At 73.6% G+C, this 20,127-nt stretch carries 21 protein-coding genes and 1 riboswitch; of the genes, 8 read left to right on the top strand and 13 right to left on the bottom strand.

The window, feature by feature from the left end:
- Positions 1-86 precede the first annotated feature (86 nt).
- The gene (locus A6A27_RS20320; RefSeq protein WP_073836199.1) at positions 87-761 is read left to right on the top strand and encodes a peptidoglycan recognition protein family protein; all 675 of its coding nucleotides are present in this window, start codon (positions 87-89) and stop codon (positions 759-761) included.
- Positions 762-879: 118 nt separating this feature from the next.
- Positions 880-1,395 (top strand): NUDIX domain-containing protein, encoded by a 516-nt coding sequence (locus A6A27_RS20315; RefSeq protein WP_073836198.1) that lies wholly within the window; start codon positions 880-882, stop codon positions 1,393-1,395.
- A 109-nt stretch (positions 1,396-1,504) separates the two neighbouring features.
- Here A6A27_RS20315 and A6A27_RS20310 read toward each other — a convergent pair whose 3' ends face one another.
- The 3 genes from A6A27_RS20310 to A6A27_RS20300 all read right to left on the bottom strand — a co-directional run bounded on the left by A6A27_RS20310 (position 1,505) and on the right by A6A27_RS20300 (position 5,193).
- Positions 1,505-2,044: an RNA 2'-phosphotransferase gene (locus A6A27_RS20310; protein ID WP_073836197.1), complete on the bottom strand. Its 540-nt coding sequence runs from the start codon at positions 2,042-2,044 to the stop codon at positions 1,505-1,507.
- A 62-nt stretch (positions 2,045-2,106) separates the two neighbouring features.
- Positions 2,107-3,156 (bottom strand): aldo/keto reductase, encoded by a 1,050-nt coding sequence (locus A6A27_RS20305; RefSeq protein ID WP_073836196.1) that lies wholly within the window; start codon positions 3,154-3,156, stop codon positions 2,107-2,109.
- 93 nt (positions 3,157-3,249) lie between these two features.
- Positions 3,250-5,193: an ABC transporter ATP-binding protein gene (locus A6A27_RS20300; protein ID WP_073836195.1), complete on the bottom strand. Its 1,944-nt coding sequence runs from the start codon at positions 5,191-5,193 to the stop codon at positions 3,250-3,252.
- Between the two features lie 245 nt (positions 5,194-5,438).
- Between A6A27_RS20300 and pgi the strand changes: the two genes are divergently transcribed.
- Positions 5,439-7,073: a glucose-6-phosphate isomerase gene (pgi, locus tag A6A27_RS20295; RefSeq protein WP_073836315.1), complete on the top strand. Its 1,635-nt coding sequence runs from the start codon at positions 5,439-5,441 to the stop codon at positions 7,071-7,073.
- 94 nt (positions 7,074-7,167) lie between these two features.
- Here the strand turns inward: pgi and A6A27_RS20290 are convergent, their stop codons facing one another.
- From A6A27_RS20290 to A6A27_RS20280, 3 genes are all read right to left on the bottom strand, one after another.
- Positions 7,168-7,578, bottom strand: a complete 411-nt coding sequence (locus tag A6A27_RS20290; RefSeq protein WP_073836314.1) for a hypothetical protein — start codon at positions 7,576-7,578, stop codon at positions 7,168-7,170.
- 56 nt (positions 7,579-7,634) lie between these two features.
- A complete protein-coding gene (locus A6A27_RS20285; protein WP_073836194.1) occupies positions 7,635-8,195 on the bottom strand; it encodes a GNAT family N-acetyltransferase in 561 nt (186 codons plus the stop codon).
- Between the two features lie 86 nt (positions 8,196-8,281).
- Positions 8,282-9,610: a hypothetical protein gene (locus tag A6A27_RS20280; RefSeq protein WP_241825359.1), complete on the bottom strand. Its 1,329-nt coding sequence runs from the start codon at positions 9,608-9,610 to the stop codon at positions 8,282-8,284.
- A gap of 174 nt (positions 9,611-9,784) precedes the next feature.
- On the opposite strand from A6A27_RS20280, the gene A6A27_RS20275 reads away from it, so the two are divergent.
- The 5 genes from A6A27_RS20275 to A6A27_RS20260 all read left to right on the top strand — a co-directional run bounded on the left by A6A27_RS20275 (position 9,785) and on the right by A6A27_RS20260 (position 14,233).
- The gene (locus tag A6A27_RS20275; RefSeq protein ID WP_083672724.1) at positions 9,785-11,335 is read left to right on the top strand and encodes an NAD(P)/FAD-dependent oxidoreductase; all 1,551 of its coding nucleotides are present in this window, start codon (positions 9,785-9,787) and stop codon (positions 11,333-11,335) included.
- Between the two features lie 82 nt (positions 11,336-11,417).
- Positions 11,418-11,529: riboswitch (SAM riboswitch) on the top strand.
- Between the two features lie 32 nt (positions 11,530-11,561).
- Entirely contained in the window at positions 11,562-11,687 is a 126-nt protein-coding gene (locus tag A6A27_RS46835) for a hypothetical protein (protein ID WP_274534566.1), read from the top strand.
- A gap of 102 nt (positions 11,688-11,789) precedes the next feature.
- Positions 11,790-12,647, top strand: a complete 858-nt coding sequence (locus tag A6A27_RS20270) for an ABC transporter substrate-binding protein (RefSeq protein WP_073836192.1) — start codon at positions 11,790-11,792, stop codon at positions 12,645-12,647.
- A gap of 42 nt (positions 12,648-12,689) precedes the next feature.
- Entirely contained in the window at positions 12,690-13,487 is a 798-nt protein-coding gene (locus tag A6A27_RS20265) for an amino acid ABC transporter permease (RefSeq protein WP_073836191.1), read from the top strand.
- Positions 13,484-14,233 (top strand): amino acid ABC transporter ATP-binding protein, encoded by a 750-nt coding sequence (locus tag A6A27_RS20260; protein WP_073836190.1) that lies wholly within the window; start codon positions 13,484-13,486, stop codon positions 14,231-14,233. The genes A6A27_RS20265 and A6A27_RS20260 overlap by 4 nt, the downstream gene beginning before the upstream one ends.
- Positions 14,234-14,313: 80 nt before the next feature.
- On the opposite strand, the gene A6A27_RS20255 is transcribed toward A6A27_RS20260, so the two are convergent.
- The 7 genes from A6A27_RS20255 to A6A27_RS20225 all read right to left on the bottom strand — a co-directional run bounded on the left by A6A27_RS20255 (position 14,314) and on the right by A6A27_RS20225 (position 20,093).
- Positions 14,314-15,027: a RibD family protein gene (locus tag A6A27_RS20255; RefSeq protein WP_073836189.1), complete on the bottom strand. Its 714-nt coding sequence runs from the start codon at positions 15,025-15,027 to the stop codon at positions 14,314-14,316.
- Positions 15,024-15,677 carry a GTP cyclohydrolase II gene (locus A6A27_RS20250; protein WP_073836188.1) on the bottom strand — a complete coding sequence of 218 codons (654 nt, stop codon included), beginning with the start codon at positions 15,675-15,677 and terminating at the stop codon, positions 15,024-15,026. Before A6A27_RS20250 ends, A6A27_RS20255 begins: the two co-directional genes overlap by 4 nt.
- Before the next feature lie 70 nt (positions 15,678-15,747).
- Complete coding sequence (locus A6A27_RS20245; protein WP_073836312.1) at positions 15,748-16,683, bottom strand: lysylphosphatidylglycerol synthase transmembrane domain-containing protein; 936 nt, start codon at positions 16,681-16,683, stop codon at positions 15,748-15,750.
- Positions 16,684-16,865: 182 nt separating this feature from the next.
- Positions 16,866-17,678: an SAM-dependent methyltransferase gene (locus A6A27_RS20240; RefSeq protein WP_073836187.1), complete on the bottom strand. Its 813-nt coding sequence runs from the start codon at positions 17,676-17,678 to the stop codon at positions 16,866-16,868.
- Positions 17,675-18,709, bottom strand: coding sequence for a glycosyltransferase family 4 protein (locus A6A27_RS20235; RefSeq protein WP_073836185.1), 1,035 nt, complete (start codon positions 18,707-18,709; stop codon positions 17,675-17,677). The genes A6A27_RS20240 and A6A27_RS20235 overlap by 4 nt, the downstream gene beginning before the upstream one ends.
- Before the next feature lie 4 nt (positions 18,710-18,713).
- Positions 18,714-19,112, bottom strand: a complete 399-nt coding sequence (locus tag A6A27_RS20230) for a 6-pyruvoyl trahydropterin synthase family protein (protein WP_073836184.1) — start codon at positions 19,110-19,112, stop codon at positions 18,714-18,716.
- Between the two features lie 3 nt (positions 19,113-19,115).
- Positions 19,116-20,093: a zinc-dependent alcohol dehydrogenase gene (locus A6A27_RS20225; RefSeq protein WP_073836183.1), complete on the bottom strand. Its 978-nt coding sequence runs from the start codon at positions 20,091-20,093 to the stop codon at positions 19,116-19,118.
- Positions 20,094-20,127: the final 34 nt, after the last annotated feature.

Below are 20,127 nucleotides of genomic sequence, written 5' to 3'. Positions count from 1 at the left end.
CCACTGCGGCGCGGCGTGTCTGACGCCACGCCGGGCCCCGGGAGCAGCCGCCCGCCACCGGCGTCCGTACTCCTGAGGAGGCCCCGATGTCCGTCCCCGTCCCCCGGCGGGCCGTGCTGCGCGGCGCGGTCCTGCTCGGCGCCGCGGCCGGCGCCACGGCGTTCACCCAGTTCGGCGACGACCGCGACGCGCGGGCCGTCGCCACCCGGGTCGACCAGCCGGATATCGCCAACTGCGCGACCTGGGGCGCCCGCCCGCCCTCGACCAACGTCAGCGTCGTGCAGAGCCGCCCCAACAAGATCATTATCCATCACACGGCGTTCCCGAACACCACCGACTACAGCCTGGCGCAGGCCTACCGAAACTCGCGCGACATTCAGAACCTGCACATGGACACCAACGGCTGGCTCGACTCCGGGCAGCACTTCACCAACAGCCGCGGCGGCTACCTGACCGAGGGCCGGCACGGCAGCCTGTACGCGTTGCTGCACGGTCAGACCATGGTCCAGGGCGCGCACTGCGTCGGGCAGAACAGCCAGGCCATCGGCATCGAGAACGACGGCATCTACCTCGACGTGCAGCCACCGAAGGCACTCTGGGACAGCCTGGTGTGGTTCTGCGCCTTCACCTGCCAGCAGTACGGCATCCCGTCCAGCGAGCTCTACGGGCACAAGGACTTCAACAACACTCAATGTCCTGGCCTGCTGCACGACCGGCTGCCCGAGCTGCGCAGCGCGGTGGCCGCCCGGCTCGGCGGCTGACGGCCCGTCGCGGGGCGCCTCACCGGGGTGCCCCGCGACCGCCAGATCCTCTTCAGCCGCAGCCCTGTCGGGGCCGAAGCCTGACGACTCACGAGCCAGGCGGGTAACGTGCTGCGGCGTGACCGTCACACCGTACTCACACTGCTCGTACTGCGGTGCCGCCTATCCGGCCAAGGCCGGCTGGCCGCGGGTCTGCGCGGCCTGCGGCGGGACGGTGTGGCGTAACCCGCTGCCGGTCGCGGTGGCGGTGCTGCCGGTCCGGACGCCGGCCGGGCTCGGCGTGGTGGCGGTCCGCCGGGACATAGAACCGGCCGCCGGGCAGCTCGCCCTGCCCGGCGGCTTCATCGAGTACGGCGAGGAGTGGTCGGAGGCGCTGGTCCGGGAGCTGCGCGAGGAGACCGGCCTGCTGGCCGACGCCGAGCAGGCGCGGCTGTTCGCGGTGCACGGGGCGCCGGCGGGCGGCACCATGATGGTCTTCGGCGTACTGCCCGAGCGGGCGGTCGGCGACCTGCCGCCGTCGGCACCGACCGAGGAGGCCACCGAGTGGCTGGTCCTCACCGAGCCCGTCGAGCTGGCCTTCTCCACGCATACCCGGGTGCTGGCCGACTTCCTCGCCGAACGGTGGGCGGCCTGACCCTCGTCTTCGAGGGCATCGTCCGCCACCTGGTCACCGCGATCTGACCTAGTTGTCGCCCGTCGGCGGGCCGTGGCGACAGCTTCACGGTCAACGCGGTGCGGGCGCGTCAGGCGGTGAGGTAGGCGGCGGGCACGACGTCGGTGAGCCAGACGCCGTTGGCGCTGCGGTAGAAGAGGTAGCCGTTGCCGGCCATGGCGGCCGCGTCCACGGTCAGCACCACCACCGCGCCACCCCGGCGCGCCCCGACCCGGCGGGCGGTCGCCCCGTCCGGCGACAGGTGTACGTGGTGCCGGCGGCCTCGGCGCAGCCCCTCGACCCGGATCGCCGACAGGACGCTCTCGCTCGTGCCGTGGTAGAGCCGGTCCGGCGGCGGGGCCGGCGTCAGGCCCAGGTCCACCGGGACGGAATGGCCCTGGCTGGCCCGGATCCGGTCGACACCGTCGGGTCCACGCTCGACGGCGAAGCGCTGCTTGTCGTTGCCGGCGACCACGGCGTCGAGTTCGCCGCGGCTGATCCGCAGCGCGGCGAGCAGGTCGGCGACGGGCACCCAACCGGCCCGGTCGAGCGCCAGGCCGAACCGGTCCGGGCGGTGCCGCAGCGCGAGCGACATCCGTTTGCTCACCCGGACCAGATCACGATGATCCACACCGTCAGTGTGGCGCACGCCGGCGTACCGGTCGACGGATATCAGCCGCCGGCGGCCGGCGGTCAGGCGGCGGCGCGATCCGCGAGGGGGCGGCGCCGGCGGGCCGGGTCGGTGAGGACGGGCGACGACCAGGCGCCGTCCGGCTGGTAGAGGTTGGTGCCGGGCGGGACGATCTCGTCGATCCGGTCGAGCATCGCGTCGTCGAGGGTGAGCGACGCGCCCTTGAGTAGCCCGTCGAGCTGCTCCATGGTGCGCGGTCCGATGATCGCCGAGGTGACCCCGGGGTGCGCGACGGCGAACGCGACGGCCAGCTCGGGCAGGGTGCAGCCGACCTCGTCGGCGAGCGCGACGAGTTGCTCGACGGCGGCGTACTTGGCCGCGTTGCCGGGCAGCGCCGGGTCGAAGCGGGCCGGGGTGAGCGCCGGCCGGCCGGCGGTGAGGTCCACAGTGCGGCCCTGCCGGTAGCGGCCGGACAGAAAACCGGAGGCCAGCGGGCTCCAGACCAGCACGCCCATGCCGTACCGCTGGCAGACCGGGAGCACCGCGGTCTCGATTCCACGGGCCAGGATCGAGTACGGCGGCTGCTCGGTGCGGAAGCGGCCGAGCGCCCGCCGCTCGGCGACGTGGTGCGCCTCCACGATCTCCTCGGCCGGGAAGGTCGAGCAGCCGAAGGCACGGACCTTGCCGGCCCGGACCAGGTCGGTGAGCACCCCGAGGGTCTCCTCCACGTCGGTGGTGTGGTCGGGCCGGTGCACCTGGTAGAGGTCGATCCACTCGGTGCCCAGCCGGCGCAGGCTCTCCTCCACCTCCCGGACGATCCAGCGCCGGGAGTTGCCTCCCCGGTTGGGTCCCTCCCCCATCGGGAAGTGCACCTTGGTCGCCAGGACCACGTCGTCCCGCCGGCCGCGCAGCGCCTTGCCGACGATAACCTCGGACTCGCCGGCGGAGTACATGTCGGCGGTGTCCACGAAGTTCACGCCCTGGTCGAGGGCGGCATGGACGATGCGCACGCAGTCGTCGTGGTCGGGGTTGCCGACCGCGCCGAACATCATGGTGCCGAGACAGTGGGTGCTGACCTGGATGCCGGTGCCGCCGAGAACGCGGTAGCGCACAGGGTTGTTCCTTCCTGAGGGGGTACGCCGCGTTGACCGGGCGGCGGCCGGTCCGGCAACCCTAGGAGTTCGAGTGCACTCGAGGTCAACTGGTCAGCCCGGACCCTCCCCCGCCCCGGCCAGGTAGCCGGCGGCCTGGAGTTCGAACAGCTCCCGATAGGGCCCGTCCTGCGCCATCAGCTCGTCGTGGTTGCCCTGCTGGATGAGGCGGCCGTGGTCCAGCACGAAGATCCGGTCGGCGTGCCGGACGTTGGCCAGCCGGTGGGTGATCAGGACCACGGCGCGGTCGGGGTGCCGCCGCAGGTGCTGGAAGAGGGCGTGTTCGGCCCGGGCGTCCAGGGCCGCCGAGGGTTCGTCGCAGATCAGCAGCCGGGCGTCCCGGTAGAGGCCGCGGGCGGCCACCAGCCGCTGCCACTGGCCGCCGGAGAGGTCCTGGCCGTTCTTGAACTGCCGGTCGAGCAGCGTGTCGTACCCGAACGGCAGCCCGGTGATCATGTCGTGGGCGGCCGCGCCGCGGGCGGCGTCCTCGACGGTCGGGCCGGCGGGCCCGGCGGCCCGGTCGTGCCGGCCGATCCGGATGTTCTGCCGGGCGGTGAACGGGAACTTCCGCCAGTCCTGGCTCATCACCGCCACCTGGCCGGCAGTCTGCCGCGGATCCAGCTCGGCGAGGTCCACCCCGTTCCAGCGGATCATCCCCTCGGTGGGCCGGTAGAGGCCGGCGATGAGCTTGGCGAGGGTGGTCTTGCCGGACCCGTTCTCGCCCACCAGGGCGATCACCTCCCCCCGCCGGATGGTGAGGCTGACGCCGTCCACGGCCGGGACATTGGTGTCCGGGTAGCACATCGTGACCTGGTCGAGCTCGATGTGTTCGACGGCGTCGACGCCCCGGTCGCCGCCGGCCGGCACCCGCTGCCCGGCGCGGTCGACGAAGTTTCGGTAGTCCTGGTAGTAGAGCGCGTCCTCGTAGAGCGAGTTGGTGGCGAACACGGCGGTCCGCAGCCCGGCCCGGGCGGACTGCACCGCCAGCAGGGCGGTCGCGGCGGCCGCGAGGGCCACCACGCCGGTCAGCAGCAAGCCGCCGAGGACCGCGTAGAGGGCGAACGCGGCGACCCCGGTGATCGACAGGCCGACCGCGCGGGTGGCGGTCAGCGCGCGGGCCAGCCGCAGCTCGGCGCGGGTCTCCAGACCGATCACCCGGCGATACTCGGCGAGCAGGAAGTCCCGCATCTGGTACGCCCGGATCTCCGCGGCGGTGTGCCGGTCGGCCATCAGCTCGGCGAGCATCCACATCCGACGGCGCCGGGTGATCCGGCCCAGCCAGTCGAGGTGCCGGCGGCGGGCCATCTTCACCGCGGTCACCGCCTCCGGCGCGGCGGCGAGCAGCAGGCACGGCAGCAGCACCGGCTGGATCACGGTGACCGCGGCGGCGGTGGCCAGCACCCCCACCAGCCCGGTGACCAGGTTGACCGTGTCGTCGACGATCGACGCGGCCTCGGCCATGCCCCTGTCCCGGGCGCGGTCCATCTCCTCGGCGAAGCCGGCGTCGTCGAAGGCGGCCAGCTCGACCGCCGTGGTGGTCTCGAAGAGCCGCAGCTCCACCTGGTAGTTGATCTGCGGGATGAGCCGGGCCTGCGCCCAGCCGGCGGCGATGGTGAGCGCGCCACGTGCGGTGACCGCCAGCGCGGCGAGGAGCAGGGCCGGCAGGGCGGCGCGGATCCGGTCGGGTGTCGGACCGGCGGCGAAGAGCTGCCGCAGCACCCCGGTGGTGGCGAGCAGCCCCAGCGTGGTGAGCACGCCGGCGGCGACGTTCAGCCCGATCGAGGCGAGGGTGTCCCGGCGGCTGGTCGCCCAGGCCAGCGCGACCGCCTCGCGGACCAGGGCGGGGAGCCGGCGGGCCACCGAGCCGAAGCTGGTGTGGGCGAACTCGGTGGCCCGGTGCATCCAGTGGCCGTCCTCCAGTTCCGGCAGCGGCTCCGCCGGACCGTCGGCCGGCTCGTCCTCGTCGGACGGAGGCCGGGGCCCGATCACCGTCGTCATGGGCCCTCCTCACCGGTACGGTCAGTGACCGGAGCGTACGATCCGCTACCGCACGCTGTCTCCCCGCAGTCGACGTGTCGAACAGGTGTCGCAACCGGCGCGGCGCGTGGCGCCCGTTCCAAGGGATGGGTGATGCCAGGTCCCGTCGCGCGCACCTCCGGCGGGTGGCAGGCTGGTGGGGTCGCCGGCAGCGGGGCGACGACGGCCCGCTGGCAGACCCCGTCGTGAAGGAGAAGATCGGCCCGATGACTGTGGACATCACCACCACGGACGAATGGCAGGCCCTGCGCAAGCACGCCGAGGAACTGCGCGGCACCCACCTGCGGGACCTGTTCGCCGCCGACGGGCAGCGGGGTGAGCGGCTCACCGGCGACGTCGCCGACCTGCACGTGGACTACAGCAAGAATCTGCTCACCGACGAGACGCTGCGCCTGCTCACCGCGCTCGCCGAGCGGGTCCGGCTGATCGACCGGATCGCCACCATGTTCGCCGGGGAGCACATCAACTCCACCGAGGACCGGGCCGTCCTGCACACCGCGCTGCGCCTGCCCCGCGACGCGTCGCTGGTGGTGGACGGGCAGGACGTGGTCGCCGACGTGCACCGGGTGCTGGATCGGATGTCGGCGTTCGCCGAGCGGGTCCGGTCGGGCGCCTGGCGCGGATACACCGGCGAGCGGATCACCACCGTGGTCAACATCGGCATCGGCGGCTCGGACCTCGGGCCGGTGATGGCGTACGAGGCGTTGAAGGCGTACCGGGACGCCGGGATCAGCTGCCGGTTCGTGTCCAACATCGACCCGACCGACATCCATGACAAGACCACCGACCTGGACCCGGCCAGCACGCTGTTCGTCGTGGTCTCCAAGACGTTCTCCACCCAGGAGACCCTCGCCAACGCCGACCAGGCTCGGCGCTGGCTGCTCGCCGGGCTGGACGCCGACGACTCCGCGATCGCCCGGCACTTCGTCGCGGTCAGCACCAACGAGCAGCGGGTCCGCGACTTCGGCATCGACCCGGAGAACATGTTCGGCTTCTGGGACTGGGTTGGCGGCCGTTACTCGCTGCCGTCGGCGGTCGGCCTGTCGGTGATGCTGGCGATCGGGCCGACGCGGTTCCGCGAGATGCTGGCCGGCTACCACGCCGTGGACGAGCACTTCCGCACCGCGCCGGTGGAGCGGAACGTGCCGGCGCTGCTGGGCCTGCTGAACGTCTGGTACACGGACTTCTTCGACGCGGAGACCCACGCGGTGCTGCCGTACGCGCAGTACCTGCACCGGTTCCCGGCGTACCTGCAGCAGCTCACCATGGAGAGCAACGGCAAGTCGGTGACCGTCGACGGCCGGCCGGTGACGTACCCGACCGGGGAGATCTTCTGGGGCGAGCCGGGCACCAACGGCCAGCACGCCTTCTATCAGCTGATGCACCAGGGGACGCGACTGATCCCGGCCGACTTCATCGCGTTCAGCCAGCCCAACCACGACCTGGGCGACATGCACGACCTGTTCATGTCGAACTTCTTCGCGCAGACCGCCGCGCTGGCCTTCGGCCGCACCCGGGAGCAGGTCGAGGCGGAGGGCACCCCGGCCGACGTGGTGCCGCACCGGGTAATGCCGGGCAACCACCCGACCACGTCGATCATCGCGCCGAAGCTGACCCCGTCGACGCTGGGCCAGCTGATCGCCCTGTACGAGCACATCGTCTTCACCGAGGGCACGGTCTGGGACATCAACCCGTTCGACCAGTGGGGCGTGGAGCTGGGCAAGGTGATGGCCAACCAGCTCGCGCCCAAGCTCGCCGGTTCCCACCCCGAGCTCGGCGACGTGGACTCGTCGACCGCGGCGCTGATCCGTCGCTACCGAGCCCAGCGCGGCCGGGACTGACCCGCATTCCGGCGTGGTGACCGCCATGCCGAGGAGCGACCGCTAAGGGCTCCGCGGTGTGGCGGTCCGGCGGGCGCCGGGCCGGTCGCGCGGGTCAGTCGCGGAGGAACTCGGCGTGGGCGGCCCGGAGCCGGGCCAGCGCCGGGTCGCCGGCCGGGACGCGGCGCTCCAGCTCGGCCCAGACCTCGGCGAGGGCGTCGGTGAGCGCGCGCCGCTCGGCCGCGTGCCGCCGGCTGCTCTGCCGGTGCAGCTCCTCGAGGCGGCGGGACCAGCCGGCGCTGATCGCGGCGATCCGCTCGGCGTCGGCCCGGGCCTGGGCCGCCGTGCGCGCGGCCGGGGCCGGCACGATCGCGGCGACCGGGCGGGTGTCGCCGTCGCGGGTGACGATGGTGACGGTGTCGGTCAGCTCGGCGAGGGCGACGAGCTGGGTGAGCCGGGTGCGGACCTCGCGCAGCGGCAGGGCGCGCGGCTGGGGGGACCGGTCGGCCAGGGCGGGGGCAGCCATGGACAGATGTTCACGCCCGGGTACGACAAAACTGTGCCGCGTGGCGGTGGCGCGGGTCAGTGGGCGGCCGGCGACCCTGCCGTCCACTCCGGAGCCAGCACCGACCAGACCTCCATGTCGGCCCGGCCGGTCGGGCCCGGGGCGGCGGCGCGGAGGACTCCGTCGCGGCGCATGCCCAACCGTCGGGCGACGGCGATGCTGCGCTCGTTGCCGGCCTTCGTCACCCACTCCACCCGGTGGATGCCGCGCTCCCGGACCGCCCAGTCGATGATCACCCGGGCGGCGCGGGTGACCAGGCCCTGCCCCTCGGCGCCGGGCTCCAGCCAGCAGCCGGCCTCGCAGACGCCGGTGGTGGTGTTGAGCGACACGAACAGCACCCCGCCGACGAGCGTGCCACGCTGCCAGATGCCCCAGATGCCGCCGTCGTCGCGCGCCCACCGGTCGGCGTAGTTCTGCAGGACCCGGCGGGCGGACTCGGCGTCGATGGCCACGAAGGACGCGCCCACCCAGGGGGCGATGTGCTCCCGGCACCGGTCGAGATTGGCGAGGAACTCGTCGGCGTGCCAGGGCTGGAGCGGCCGCAGCTCGGCGTCGTCGGTCAAAGGCAGGGCGAACACCGGAGCAACCTAGCAACCGGTAGGCGGATCACGCCGGGCACCTCGGGCGAGCGGAGATCGGGCGTCCCGCCGCCGGTGCCGCCACCTCAGATGATGAAGTGCGTCCAGTAGGTCAGCCACACCACGAACAGCGCGCCCTGGGTGAGCGCCAGGGCGGCGGTCAGCCAACTGTCGAGGGTGGCTCGCTGCGCCCAGCGGGCCAGCACCAGCGCGACCGGGAAGGCGGCGAGCAGGTAGCGGAGCAGGCTCCGGTACACCAGCGGTCCCATCGACAGCGGCACCAGCACCACGATCACCGTGTAGACCAGGTAAGGCAGCTCGACCCGGCGCAGGCCGACGAGCGCCATCACCAGCACGGCGACGGCGACCCAGGCCCGTAGGGCGTCGCCCGACGAACCGGTCAGCCCGTGGATGATCACCCCCAGCGGGTTCTGCACGCTGATGCCCCAGCCCTCTTCCTGGGCGTGCTTGTACGCGTACCAGTCGCCGCTCTGCCACTTGCCGAACGCCATGAAGGTCAGCCACCCGGCCGGTACGAGCAGCAGCGGCCAGCCGATCCTGAGGTACCGACCGATCGTCCGGAGCCCGAGGTGGTAGCCGTGCTGGCGCAGCAGGACCAGGGCGAGCGGGACGACCACCAGGAAGCCGATCGAGCGACTCAGCGCGAGGAAGTAGCCGACGATCCCGACCAGCGCCCAGCGGCCCCGCTCGGCGTACCAGAAGGCGGCCAGGACGAGGCAGAGGAAGAGCGACTCGGTCAGCGCCGCCTGAAACAAGAAGGCGGCCGGCAGGAGCAGCAGGTAGCGGGTGAACCGACGCCCCGCGGCGCCGGCGGCGTCCGCTCCGTCGTCGCCGAGCAGGCGGCCGCCGAGCTGATGGGCGTAGTAGAGCTGGAACACGAGGGCGACGTTGCTGACCAGCAGCAGCGCCCACGCGGTGTGCCCGCCGAGCAGCACGGCGAAGGGCCGGGCGAGGAACGGGTAGAGCAGCGGGAAGCCGAAGTCGCGCCAGGGCCGGTCGAGCGGCACTTGGGCCAGATGGTCGTAGAGGAACGAGTCCCACGCGAACCAGAGGGAGATCCACCGGTGCGGTGAGACATCGTGCTGCTGGGCGCGCATCAGCGCCTCGTCTGGGGGTGGCGCGCCGGGCACCCCGTCCCAGGCGGCCAGCACGGTCACGCCGATCAGGCTGAGCACGACCTTCGACCCGACGAAGACCGCGAGCACGAAGCCCCAAGGGGTGGGCACCCGGGCGGCGAGCCTAGACGCCGCGCGGGCCAGCGACCGCAGCCGGTCGCGGCGGCGGGAGCACCGCGCCACCGGGGCCGCTTGGCCCGCCCGCAGCCCTTCACCCATCCGTCCCCCACCGGTCGTCGCGGCCGCGACCGACCGCCGGACCGCGGAGGTCCCCGGCATCCCCGCTGGCACCTCGCCCACCCGTGGTCGTCGCCGAACCGAGGGGATTGTGTCCACGGGCGAAGCCGCGGCGGACCGGATGCGGTGAGATTCGCCCGGCCGACACAGGTGAGACGGGGTGCCGGACGGGTATGCGCGCTGCCGCATCAGACACGGCGGGGGGCTCCGGGCAGCATGGGCGACAACAACGGCACCGTGATCATCGGCGCGGGACCGGCCGGTCTGACCGCCGCGTACGAGCTGCTGCGCCACGGCGAGCCGGTCCGTGTCTTCGAAGCCGACGACATCGTGGGCGGCATCAGCCGCACGGTCGAGCGGGACGGCTGGCGCTTCGACATCGGGGGGCACCGGTTCTTCACCAAGGTCGCCCGGGTCGACGCCTTCTGGCACGAGATCCTGCCGGACGAGGACTTCCTGCTCCGGCCCCGGATGAGCCGGATCTACTACCGCGGCGCGCTCTTCGACTACCCCCTGAACGCCGGCAACGCGCTGCGCAACCTGGGCATCGCCGAGGCGGTTCGCTGCGTCGGCTCGTACGCGTGGACGCGGCTGCGGCCGCCGAAGGACCAGTCGCACTTCGAGGGCTGGGTGTCCGCCCGGTTCGGGTGGCGGCTCTACTCGATCTTCTTCAAGACGTACACCGAGAAGGTCTGGGGGATGCCCGCCGACCAGTTGCAGGCCGACTGGGCGGCGCAGCGGATCAAGAACCTCTCGCTTGCCAAGGCGCTGCGCAACGCCCTGCTGCCCGGGCACAGACGCACTGACGTGACCAGCCTGATCGAGGAGTTCCAGTACCCGAAGTTCGGGCCGGGGATGATGTGGGAGCGCTGCGCCGAGGAGGTGGAGAAGCGGGGCGGATCGGTGGCTACCCGCGTCCGCGTGACCGCCGTGCACCGGGATCCCGCGGCCCAGCGGGCGACCGGCGTGACCGTGGCCGACGCGGACGGGGAACGCACCGAGCGGGCCGACCATGTCGTCTGCTCGATGCCGATCTCCGCGTTGGTCCACGCCATGCGCCCGGAGGCCCCGGCCGAGGTCCGTGCCGCCGCCGACGACCTGTGCTACCGGGACTTCCTGACGGTCGCCCTGGTGGTGCCCGCCGAGTTCTCCTTCCCCGACAACTGGATCTACGTGCACGATCCGGCCGTGCGGGTGGGCCGCATCCAGAACTTCGGCTCCTGGTCGCCGTACCTGGTCAAGGACGGGCGTACCTGCCTCGGGCTGGAGTACTTCGTCTTCGAGGACGACGAGATGTGGCGTACCCCGGACGAGGAACTCGTCGTGCTCGCCACCGCGGAGCTGGAGTGGCTCGGCCTGGTCCGGCCGGAGTGCGTGGAGGCCGGCCACGTGGTGCGGATGCCGAAGGCGTATCCGGTCTACGACGAGCGGTACCAGGGAAACCTGGACGTGATCCGCGACTGGCTGGCCCGCGAGGTGCCGAATGTGCACCCGGTGGGGCGCAACGGGATGCACCGCTACAACAACCAGGACCACTCGATGCTGACGGCGATGTTGACCGCCGAGAACATCGCCCGCGGCACCCGACACGACGTCTGGACCGTCAACGTCGAGCAGGAGTACCACGAGCAGCGGTCGTCCGGCGACGGCCGGCACGGCACCGGCCGGGACGCCCCGATCGTGCCCGCCCGCCCGCGCGGCCGCGTCGGGTACCGCCGGATCGGGTTGGTCCGGACCGTCCAGCCCGCTCCGGTACGGCGCCCCTGAGCCGGCCGGGTAAGGGCTGTGACGTGAGGGTGGTCATAACGGCTGGACGTCCCGGGTGGGGCTGCTGCTAGCCTTCTCGCCAGGTCATGAGCGCCAGCGCCAAGCCCCGGCTCGCTGGCCGGCAACCCTCCTCCGCGGTGGGGTGCCCCGGGTGAGGACCAGGCATCGGCAGCACGCCGGTGCAAGCGTGGCCTGGTACCCAGGTCATCACCGACCAGGGAGAACCATGTCTGCTCACCTCCGCACCCTGCCCGCTGACGGCGTCGCCTATTCGGCCGGTTTCGCGCTGGTCAAGCGCCGGCACGTCGACCTGATGCGGGTGTGCAGCGACGCCTGTCGCCGAATGCGCTAAGCGCCCACCTCCCTTCCTTCCGCACCATCCCTTCCGGCTCGTCCGTCGCGGCGCGCCGTCGGCGGCGTACGCCCACGTCGCCATTCGACCCTGGAGACACCTGTGCGATTCCTTCCTGCCCTGACTCGCGTCGCCGCGCTCGGCGCCGCCGCTGTGCTCGCCGCCACCGCCCTTACCGCCTGCGGCGGCGACGGCGCCACCAGCGAGGCCGCCAACCCGTACGGCCTGCTCCAGGCCGGCGTGCTGCGGGCCGGCACGCTCACCGACGCCCCGCCGAACGTCTACCTGAAGGACGGCAAGTTCACCGGCTTCGACAACGACCTGCTCAGCGCGGTCGCCGCCAAGGTGGGCCTGAAGGTCGAGTTCGTCGGCACCGACTTCTCGGCCCTGCTCTCGCAGGTCAACAACCGCAAGTTCGATGTGGGCAGTTCGTCCATCACCATCACCGAGGCCCGCAAGAAGACCGTCGACTTCGGCAACGGCTACGACTTCGGCTACTTCGGACTGGACGTGCCGGCCGGCTCGTCGATCACCAGCTTTGACCAGCTCGCCGGCAAGCGGGTGGTGGTCGTGCAGGGCACGGTGCAGGACGACTACGCCACCCGGGAGAACCTCAACCCGGTGCGGGTGCCCGACTACAACGGCGCGATCAACCAGCTCAAGGCCGGCACCGCCGACGCCTGGATCGCCCCGGCCGAGATCGGCGACAAGTCCGCCGCCGACAGCAACGGCAAGATCAAGGTGGCCGCCAAGCAGCTCAGCCCGGCCCCGACCGCGTACGCGGTCGCCAAGGGCAACGACAAGCTGCGCGAGGCGCTGGACAAGGGCCTCGACGAGGTGATCGCCGACGGCACCTGGAGCAAGCTGCAGGCGCAGTACTACCCGGGCCGGCCGATCCCGGCCGACTTCAAGCCCGGCAGCGGCACGGTCGCGGTGCCGTCGCCGTCGGCGGCTTCCTGACGTACGTACGACGAACGAGCGGGGCGGTAGGAGAGACGTCTGATGGATCCGTTGAGCACCCTGTGGGAGACCTTCTTCGACTGGGACTCCATGCGCGAGGCGCTGCCCGAGATGCTGACGGTCGGGCTGCCGAACACGCTGATCCTGGCGGTCTCCGCCGCCCTGCTCGGCTCGGTGCTGGGCATGCTGCTGGCGATCGCGGGCATCTCGCGTACCCGATGGTTGCGGTGGCCGGCCCGGGTCTACACCGACGTGTTCCGCGGCCTGCCGGCGGCAGCGACCATCCTGCTCATCGGCGTCGGCCTGGCGCCGCTCGGCATGCAGGTGTGGGGGCCGAACCCCTATCCGCTCGGGGTGCTGGCGCTGTCGCTGATCGCCGCCGCCTACATCGGGGAGATCTTCCGCTCCGGCATCCAGAGCGTGGAGGCCGCCCAGTTGGAGGGGGCCCGGGCGCTCGGCTTCTCCTGGGGCGAGGCGATGCGGCTGGTCATCGTCCCGCAGGGGGTACGCCGGGTGCTGCCGGCGTGGGTCAACCAGCTGATCGCCCTGATCAAGGACTCCAGCCTGGTCTACTTCCTCGGCCTGGTGGCCAGCCAGCGCGAGCTGTTCCGGATCGGCCAGGACTACGCGGCCACCACCGGCAACGAGTCGGCGCTGCTGCTGGCCGGCCTGTTCTACCTGGCGCTGACCGTGCCGCTGACCCACGCTGTCAACTGGATCGACCGCCGGCTGCGGCAGGGCCGCAGCGTCGCCGTCGCCCCGGACGACGCCGACGACGCCGGCCTGGCCCTGGCCGGAGAGACCGGCCTGCCCACCACCGGACGGAGGGACCCGCGATGAGCACGACCGCCACCACCGCCACCTCGGTCAGCCTGGCCGTCCGGGACGTGCACCTGGCCTTCGGCGCGCACCAGGTGCTGCGGGGCGCCGACCTGGACGTGGCGCGGGGCGGCACCACCTGCGTGATCGGCCCGTCCGGATCCGGCAAGTCGACCCTGCTACGCACCATCAACCGGCTCATCGAGCCGGACCGCGGCGACGTGCTGCTGGACGGCCGCAGCGTGCTGCGGGACGACCCGGACGCGCTGCGCCAGCGGATCGGCATGGTCTTCCAGCAGTTCAACCTCTTCCCGCACATGACCGTGCTGCGCAACATCACCCTCGCGCTGCGGAAGCTGAAGAAGCTCTCCGAGGACGAGGCGGTGCAGGTGGCCCGGGCCCAGCTGGAGTTGGTCGGGCTGGCCGCCAAGGCCGACGCCCGGCCGGCGCACCTCTCCGGCGGGCAGCAGCAGCGGGTGGCGATCGCCCGGGCGCTGGCCCTGCGGCCGCAGGTGATGCTCTTCGACGAGGCCACCTCGGCGCTCGACCCGGAGCTGGTCAAGGGCGTGCTCGCGGTGATGGCCGACCTCTCCGCCGCCGGCATGACCATGGTGGTGGTAACCCACGAGATGGGGTTCGCCCGCGAGGTGGCCGACACGGTGGCGTTCATCGACCGGGGTGTCGTGCTGGAGGCCGGCGAGCCGGCCGCCGTCTTCGAGACGCCGGAGCACCCGCGGCTGCGCCGGTTCCTGTCCCAGGTGCTCTGAGCGCCCCACCGGTTCGCCAGTTCGGCGAGGCGGCGGTGTCCGGCGCGTCGGGACACGGCCACCTCGCCGACCTCGCGCCGCTACCCGCCGCTGAGCCCCCCGCCGCGTCCGTCGCAACGGTCGGAGAGGGCGTAGCGGGTGAGCACCACGTCACCGATCTGGCGTACCTCGACGATCCGGGCACGGCGGCCCGGATGCCAGGGGTAGCGCCCGTCCGCCACGAAGCGGGGCGCCCGGCCGTCGCCCACGAAGAACGGCGCCACCACCAGGTGCAACTCGTCGGCGATGCCGGCGGCGAGGAACTGGGCGTGCACGCTGCCGCCGCCCTCCACCATCAGCCGGCGTACGCCCCGCGCGGCGAGATCGGCGAGCACCGCCTCCGGGGTGACCGGGTCGCCCGCGTCGACCACGGTGGCCACCTCGCCCACCTGCTCCCGGGTCTTCTCCACCGCGCCACCCGGGCAGTAGACCAGCTTCGCCCCGTCGCCGAGGGCGAAGAAGCGGGCGGCCGGGTCGAGGTCGCCGCTGCCGGTGACGGTGACCTTGATCGGCGACGGGGGCAGGCCGCGCGCCACCCGGTCGGCGCGCCGCCGCGCGGAACGCACCAGCAGCCTCGGATCGTCCCGGCGGACGGTAGCGGCACCGACCAGGATCGCGTCGCACCCGGCCCGGACCTCGTCGATCCGATCGAAGTCGGAGTCGTTGGAGAGCAGCAGCCGCCCGGTGGAGGCGTCGTCGATGTAGCCGTCGATCGACATCGCGCAGCTGAGCAGCACGTACGGCCGGGCGGTCACGGCACGAACGGCAGGTCGAGGGCATGGTCGGCGCGGCTCGCCTTCGCCGCCAGGTAGCTGGCGTTCGCCGGGGAAAGGTGCACCCCGGTCGGCACCCGGTCGACCACCGTCACGCCCAGCCGGTCGAGCTGGGCCGCCTTGTCCGGGTTGTTGCTGAGCAGGTCCACCCGGGTCACGCCCAGCGCGGCGAGCATCTGCGCGGCCACCGTGTAGTCGCGCTCGTCGGCGCCCCGGCCCAGCGCCACGTTAGCCTCATACGTGTCGAGGCCCCCGTCCTGAAGGGCGTACGCGTCGAGCTTGGCGTACAGACCGATGCCCCGGCCCTCCTGGCGCAGGTAGAGCAGGTAGCCGCCGGCCCCGGCGATCCGCTCGACCGCCTCCCGCAGCTGCGGCCCGCAGTCGCAGCGCTGGCTGCCGAACACGTCCCCAGTGAGGCACTCGCTGTGCGGGCGCACCAGCGGCGGGGACGCGTCCAGGGCGGCCCCGTCCCCGGCCCCCGCCCGGTCGCCGAGCCCGAAGGCGAGGTGCTCGCGGCCGTCCACCAGGCCGTGAAAGGAGTAGACCCGGGCGGCCGTCACGTACCCGTCGGGGAACCGCAGCGGGACCGTGACCTGGGTCCGGACCGTCGCCGTGGGCAGCGCTTCGTCCATCCGCTCTCCTTCGTCCGGGGCCGCCGGACGCGCCGGCAACGCACACCTCGCACCCTCACCGTAGGCGGGATCACCGACAGTCGCCGGACACCCGCGAAGGGAACCGGCGCACCAGCAGCACCGCCGCGCCGGGCAGGCTGGCGACCAGGACCAGCGCCCCGTACACCGTGGCGGTCGCGACGCCCTGGGCGGCGGTGAGCCCGGCGGCGGCGAACGCCCAGGCCGCCACCCCCTCGCGCGGCCCGAAACCGGCCACGTTCGCCGGCACCCCCATGGCGAGCAGGGCCAGCAGGGTCAGCGGCAGCAGCCGGGACAGCGGCGCGTCGGCGCCGGCGGTGCGCGCCGCGATCAGGAAGGTGGCCAGGTGGCCGGCGACCACCACGACGGAGGCCAGCACCACGCCGAGCCAGGTCCGCCGGGCGAGCAACCCGGCCCGGACGTCCGCCACCGCGGTACGCGCCGCCCGGGCCCACCGGGACGCGCCGGAGCGGGGCACCGCCCGGGCCAGCAGCACCAGTCCCAGCCCGGCGGCGACCAGCCCGGCCACCACCGCCGGCAGGTACGGCCGGACCGGGGAGGGCAGCACGGCCAGCACGGCCACCGCGATGACCAGCTGCACCACCTGCCCGGCGGTACGCTCCCAGACCACCGCCCGGACGCCCCGAAGCACATCCCCGGCGTCGCGGCCGTGCCGGACCGCCCGATGCACGTCACCGAGCACCCCGCCCGGCAGCGTGGAGTTGAGGAAGACCGCCCGGTAGCAGTGGGCCACGGCGACGGGCAGCGGCAGCCGGATACCCAGCCCGCCGGCGACCAGCGACCAGCGCCAGGCGCAGCAGACCGTGGTGACCGCCCCGACGGCGGACGCGGCGGCGAGGGCCGGCGCGTCGATCAGCCGCAGCCCGGCCAGGAACGGGCCGGTACCCACCGACCAGACCAGGACGGCGAGCACCCCGAGCCCGCCGAGCGTCCAGACCCACGGCCAGGGCGACCGGGCCGGCGGGATCGGGCCGGCCGGGACGGGGCGGGCGACCGGCTGCTCCGGGTCGCGGCGTGGCGTCAGACCCGCCGAGCCGGAGTGGCCGGAGGGAGGGTCCGCTAGCGCCTGGGTGGGCGCGACGGTGGTGGCATGTGACAACCGGCCCTCCCTTGATCTACCTGTTGTCACGTGCCGCAGGGTCGCGCGGTTCACCCGGCCAGCAGGTCGGCGTGGTGCAGCACCACCCGCAGCCGGCCGGCCGCCGCCTCGGCCAGCCGCCGGTCCCGGTACGCCCCGACCGCGCCGGCCAGCTCCGGCCGCTCCGCCACGGCCGCGTCGAGCCAGCCGACCAGCCACTCGGCGGTCAGCGCCGCCTGGTCGGGGCCGAGCCGCCACGGGCTGGCGCGGACAAGCACGCCGACCTCCCGGCGGCGGAAGGCCGCCACGGTGGCGTCCACCGCGTCCGGCCCGAGCAGGGCCCGCCCGTTGACGGTGCGGCGCTGGTGGGCGTTGAACGCGGCGGCGAGCCTGGCGTCGAGCGGGTCGGCCGGGCTGAACTCGACCCGGCCGAGCACGGAGATCGCGAAGAGGGTGGGGTGGCCGGCGCAGGCGGCCACGATCTGCTCGATCTCCTCGGCGGTGAGCATGTCCAGCAGCGCCGACGCGGTGACCAGGTGGGCGTCGGCGAGGTCGGCGGCCCGCAACCGGGTGATGTCGGAGCCGCAGGTCTCCACGGTGACCGGGCTGCCATCGGCGGCCATGTGCACCAGCTCGGCGGCGGCGAGCGCCCGCAGGTCGGCGTCCCGCTCGTGCAGCACCCAGTGCTGCGGTCCGGGCAGCCGGGGCGCGAGCCAGCGGGCCATCGAGCCGGTGCCGCTGCCCAGGTCGTGCACGACCACCGGGCGGTGGGCCGGCAGCCGGTGGCGGACCGCGTCGACCAGCTCGGCCGAGCGGGCCGCCGCGTCGGCGGGCTCGCGCAGCCGCAGCCAGTCGGCGAAGTCGGGTGGGAGCAGGGTGGTCATGCCGTCGCCTCCGTCAGGGCCGTCGCCAGCCGGTCCGCGGTGACCGTCCAGCCGCTGAGGGTGTCCCGCCGGCGCCGGGCCGCGCCACGCAGCCGGGTCCGCAGGTCCGGCCCGGTGAGCCAGCCGCGCAGCGCTGCGGCCAGCGCCGCGGGGTCGTCGGGAGGTACGAGCAGGCCGGGCCGGGCGCCGTCCGGGGCGCGCCCGAGCGCCTCCGGCAGCCCGCCGGTCGCGCTGCCCAGCACCGGTACGCCCCGCGCGAGGGCCTCGGTGACCGCCATCCCGTACGTCTCCTGCCGGGACGGCAGGACCAACAGGTCGGCGGCGGCGTACGCGGCGTCCAGCGCGGCGCCCGTGCACGGCCCCGGCAGCCGGACCCGGTCGGCCAGGCCGGCGTCGGTGAGCTGCCGCCGCAGCCGGTCGACGAAGCCGGGATCCCGGGTGAGCGCGCCGACGCAGACGCAGGTCCAGGGCACGTCGGCGAGCGTGGCCAGGGCGGCGGCGAGCACGTCATGCCCCTTGACCGGGGTGACCGCCGCGACGCAGAGCAGCCGGCCGCCGGCCGGTGAGCCGGGGGCGACCGGCGCCGGGTCCACGCCGGGCGGGGCGGACCACACCCGGCCGGCGGGCAGCGCGTACCGGTCGAGCAGCCGGCGGCGGGTCCACTCGCTGGTGGTGACCACGCCGGCGGCCAGCGCCAGGGTCCACGCCTCGGCCTCGTCCTCCAGCGGCAGGTGCACCAGCACCACCAGGCGCAGCCGTATGGCGTGCGGTGCCAGCACCTCGGGTACCACGGACGCGACCAGCCCGTCGAGCAGGACGAGCGCGCCGTCGGGCAGCCCCGCGAGCACCCCGGCGAGGGCGGCCCGCTCCCCCGGGCCGGGGCGCGGCCAGCCGCCGGGCACCGGGTGCTCCCGCACCGCCCAGCCGAGGGCGGTCAGGCCGTGGCATGCTCGCCGGTCGTACGTGTTGCCGCCGCTGGGGGTGGCCGGGTCGTCGATGTCGCCCGGCAGCACCACGTGGACGACCCTCATCCGGCTACAGTGACCGCTCGTAGCTGGCCCAGGCGACGTGCGACTCGTGCAGGGTGACGGTGATCCCGGCGATGCCGCGGGCGCCCGCGCCGAGGCGGCCGGCGTGCACGGCCTCGGCGAGCCGGTCGGTGACCGTGCGGGCCAGCACCTCGGTGGTGGTGTTCATCCCCGCGAAGGCCGGCTCGTCGTCCAGATTGCGGTAGGTCAGCTCGCCGAGCACGGCCTTGAGCTGCTCGGTGGCCAGGCCGATGTCGACCACGATCCCGTCGGCGTCGAGCTCCGCCCGGCGGAAGGTGGCGTCGACGACGAAGGTGGCGCCGTGCAGCCGCTGGGCCGGGCCGAACACCTCACCCCGGAAGCTGTGGGCGACCATCATGTGGTCCCGGACGGTCACGCTGAACACGGATCACTCCTCGTCGTAGGTGATGAGGTGGCAGAGCGCGGGCAGCCGGCCCGAGGCGAGCCGGTCCAGCACGTCGGGCAGGTCGGCGAAGCGGGACCGGCCGGTGAGCAACGCGTCGAACACCGGGTCGGCGAGCAGTTCCAAGGCCAGCGCCAGCCGGTCGGCGTAGCCGCGGTCGGCCCGCCGGGGCGACACCGTGCCGACCTGGCTGCTGCGCACGCCCAGCCGCTTCGAGTGGAACGCGCCGCCCAGGGCCAGGGTGACCTGGCGGTCGCCGTACCAGCTCAGTTCGAGCACGCTGCGCTCCGGGCGGAGCAGGTCGAGCGCGCGTTGCAGTCCAGCGGCGGTGGCGCTGGCGTGCACCACCAGGTCCCGGTCGCCGGCCGCGTCGGCGGGGAGGGCGAAGTCGACCCCGAGCGCGGCGGCCACCTCGGCCCGCGCCGGGTCCGCGTCCACCAGCTCGGTGCGTACGCCGGGGAACCGGGCCAGCAGGGCGGCCACGCAGCAGCCGACCATGCCCGCGCCGATCACGGTCACCCGGTCGCCGACCAGCGGCGCGGCGTCCCAGAGCGCGTTCACGGCGGTCTCCACCGTGCCGGCCAGCACCGCCCGGGCCGCCGGCACGTTTTCGGGTACGGCTACCACCGCGTCGGCCGGCACCACGTACCCGGTCTGGTGGGGGTGCAGGCAGAAGACGGTCCGCCCGCGCAGCGTGTCCGGGCCCTCCTCGACCGTGCCGACGCTCAGGTAGCCGTACTTCACCGGGGCCGGGAAGTCGCCCTCCTGGAACGGGGCGCGCATGCTGGCGTACTGGTCGGCGGGGACCCGGCCGGTGAAGACCAGGGTCTCGGTGCCCCTGCTGACACCGGAGAAGAGGGTGCGGACCAGCACCTCGTCGGGGCCGGGCGGGGGGAGTTCGACCGGGCGCACTTCACCCTCGCCGGGGGCGCGGAGCCAGAAGGCGCGGGCTTGCCGGGTCACCGATTCTCCTCTGCTCCGCATCCGGACCGAACCG

It is taken from the genome of Micromonospora sp. CB01531 (assembly GCF_001905095.1).
Taxonomy (GTDB): Bacteria; Actinomycetota; Actinomycetes; order Mycobacteriales; family Micromonosporaceae; genus Micromonospora.
The sequence above is the reverse complement of the archived record's forward strand: the minus strand, read 5'-3'. Positions and strand labels throughout refer to the sequence as shown.

Excerpts from the sequence above, each read along its gene's own strand:
- A6A27_RS20320 (WP_073836199.1), top strand. The coding sequence starts at position 87 with ATGTCCGTCCCCGTCCCCCGGCGGGCCGTGCTGCGCGGCGCGGTCCTG.
- A6A27_RS20300 (WP_073836195.1), bottom strand. The coding sequence starts at position 5,193 with ATGACGACGGTGATCGGGCCCCGGCCTCCGTCCGACGAGGACGAGCCG.
- pgi (WP_073836315.1), top strand. The coding sequence starts at position 5,439 with ATGACTGTGGACATCACCACCACGGACGAATGGCAGGCCCTGCGCAAG.
- A6A27_RS20290 (WP_073836314.1), bottom strand. The coding sequence starts at position 7,578 with ATGGCTGCCCCCGCCCTGGCCGACCGGTCCCCCCAGCCGCGCGCCCTG.
- A6A27_RS20280 (WP_241825359.1), bottom strand. The coding sequence starts at position 9,610 with ATGCCGGGGACCTCCGCGGTCCGGCGGTCGGTCGCGGCCGCGACGACC.
- A6A27_RS20275 (WP_083672724.1), top strand. The coding sequence starts at position 9,785 with ATGGGCGACAACAACGGCACCGTGATCATCGGCGCGGGACCGGCCGGT.
- A6A27_RS46835 (WP_274534566.1), top strand. The coding sequence starts at position 11,562 with ATGTCTGCTCACCTCCGCACCCTGCCCGCTGACGGCGTCGCCTATTCG.
- A6A27_RS20265 (WP_073836191.1), top strand. The coding sequence starts at position 12,690 with ATGGATCCGTTGAGCACCCTGTGGGAGACCTTCTTCGACTGGGACTCC.
- A6A27_RS20260 (WP_073836190.1), top strand. The coding sequence starts at position 13,484 with ATGAGCACGACCGCCACCACCGCCACCTCGGTCAGCCTGGCCGTCCGG.
- A6A27_RS20250 (WP_073836188.1), bottom strand. The coding sequence starts at position 15,677 with ATGGACGAAGCGCTGCCCACGGCGACGGTCCGGACCCAGGTCACGGTC.
- A6A27_RS20240 (WP_073836187.1), bottom strand. The coding sequence starts at position 17,678 with ATGACCACCCTGCTCCCACCCGACTTCGCCGACTGGCTGCGGCTGCGC.
- A6A27_RS20235 (WP_073836185.1), bottom strand. The coding sequence starts at position 18,709 with ATGAGGGTCGTCCACGTGGTGCTGCCGGGCGACATCGACGACCCGGCC.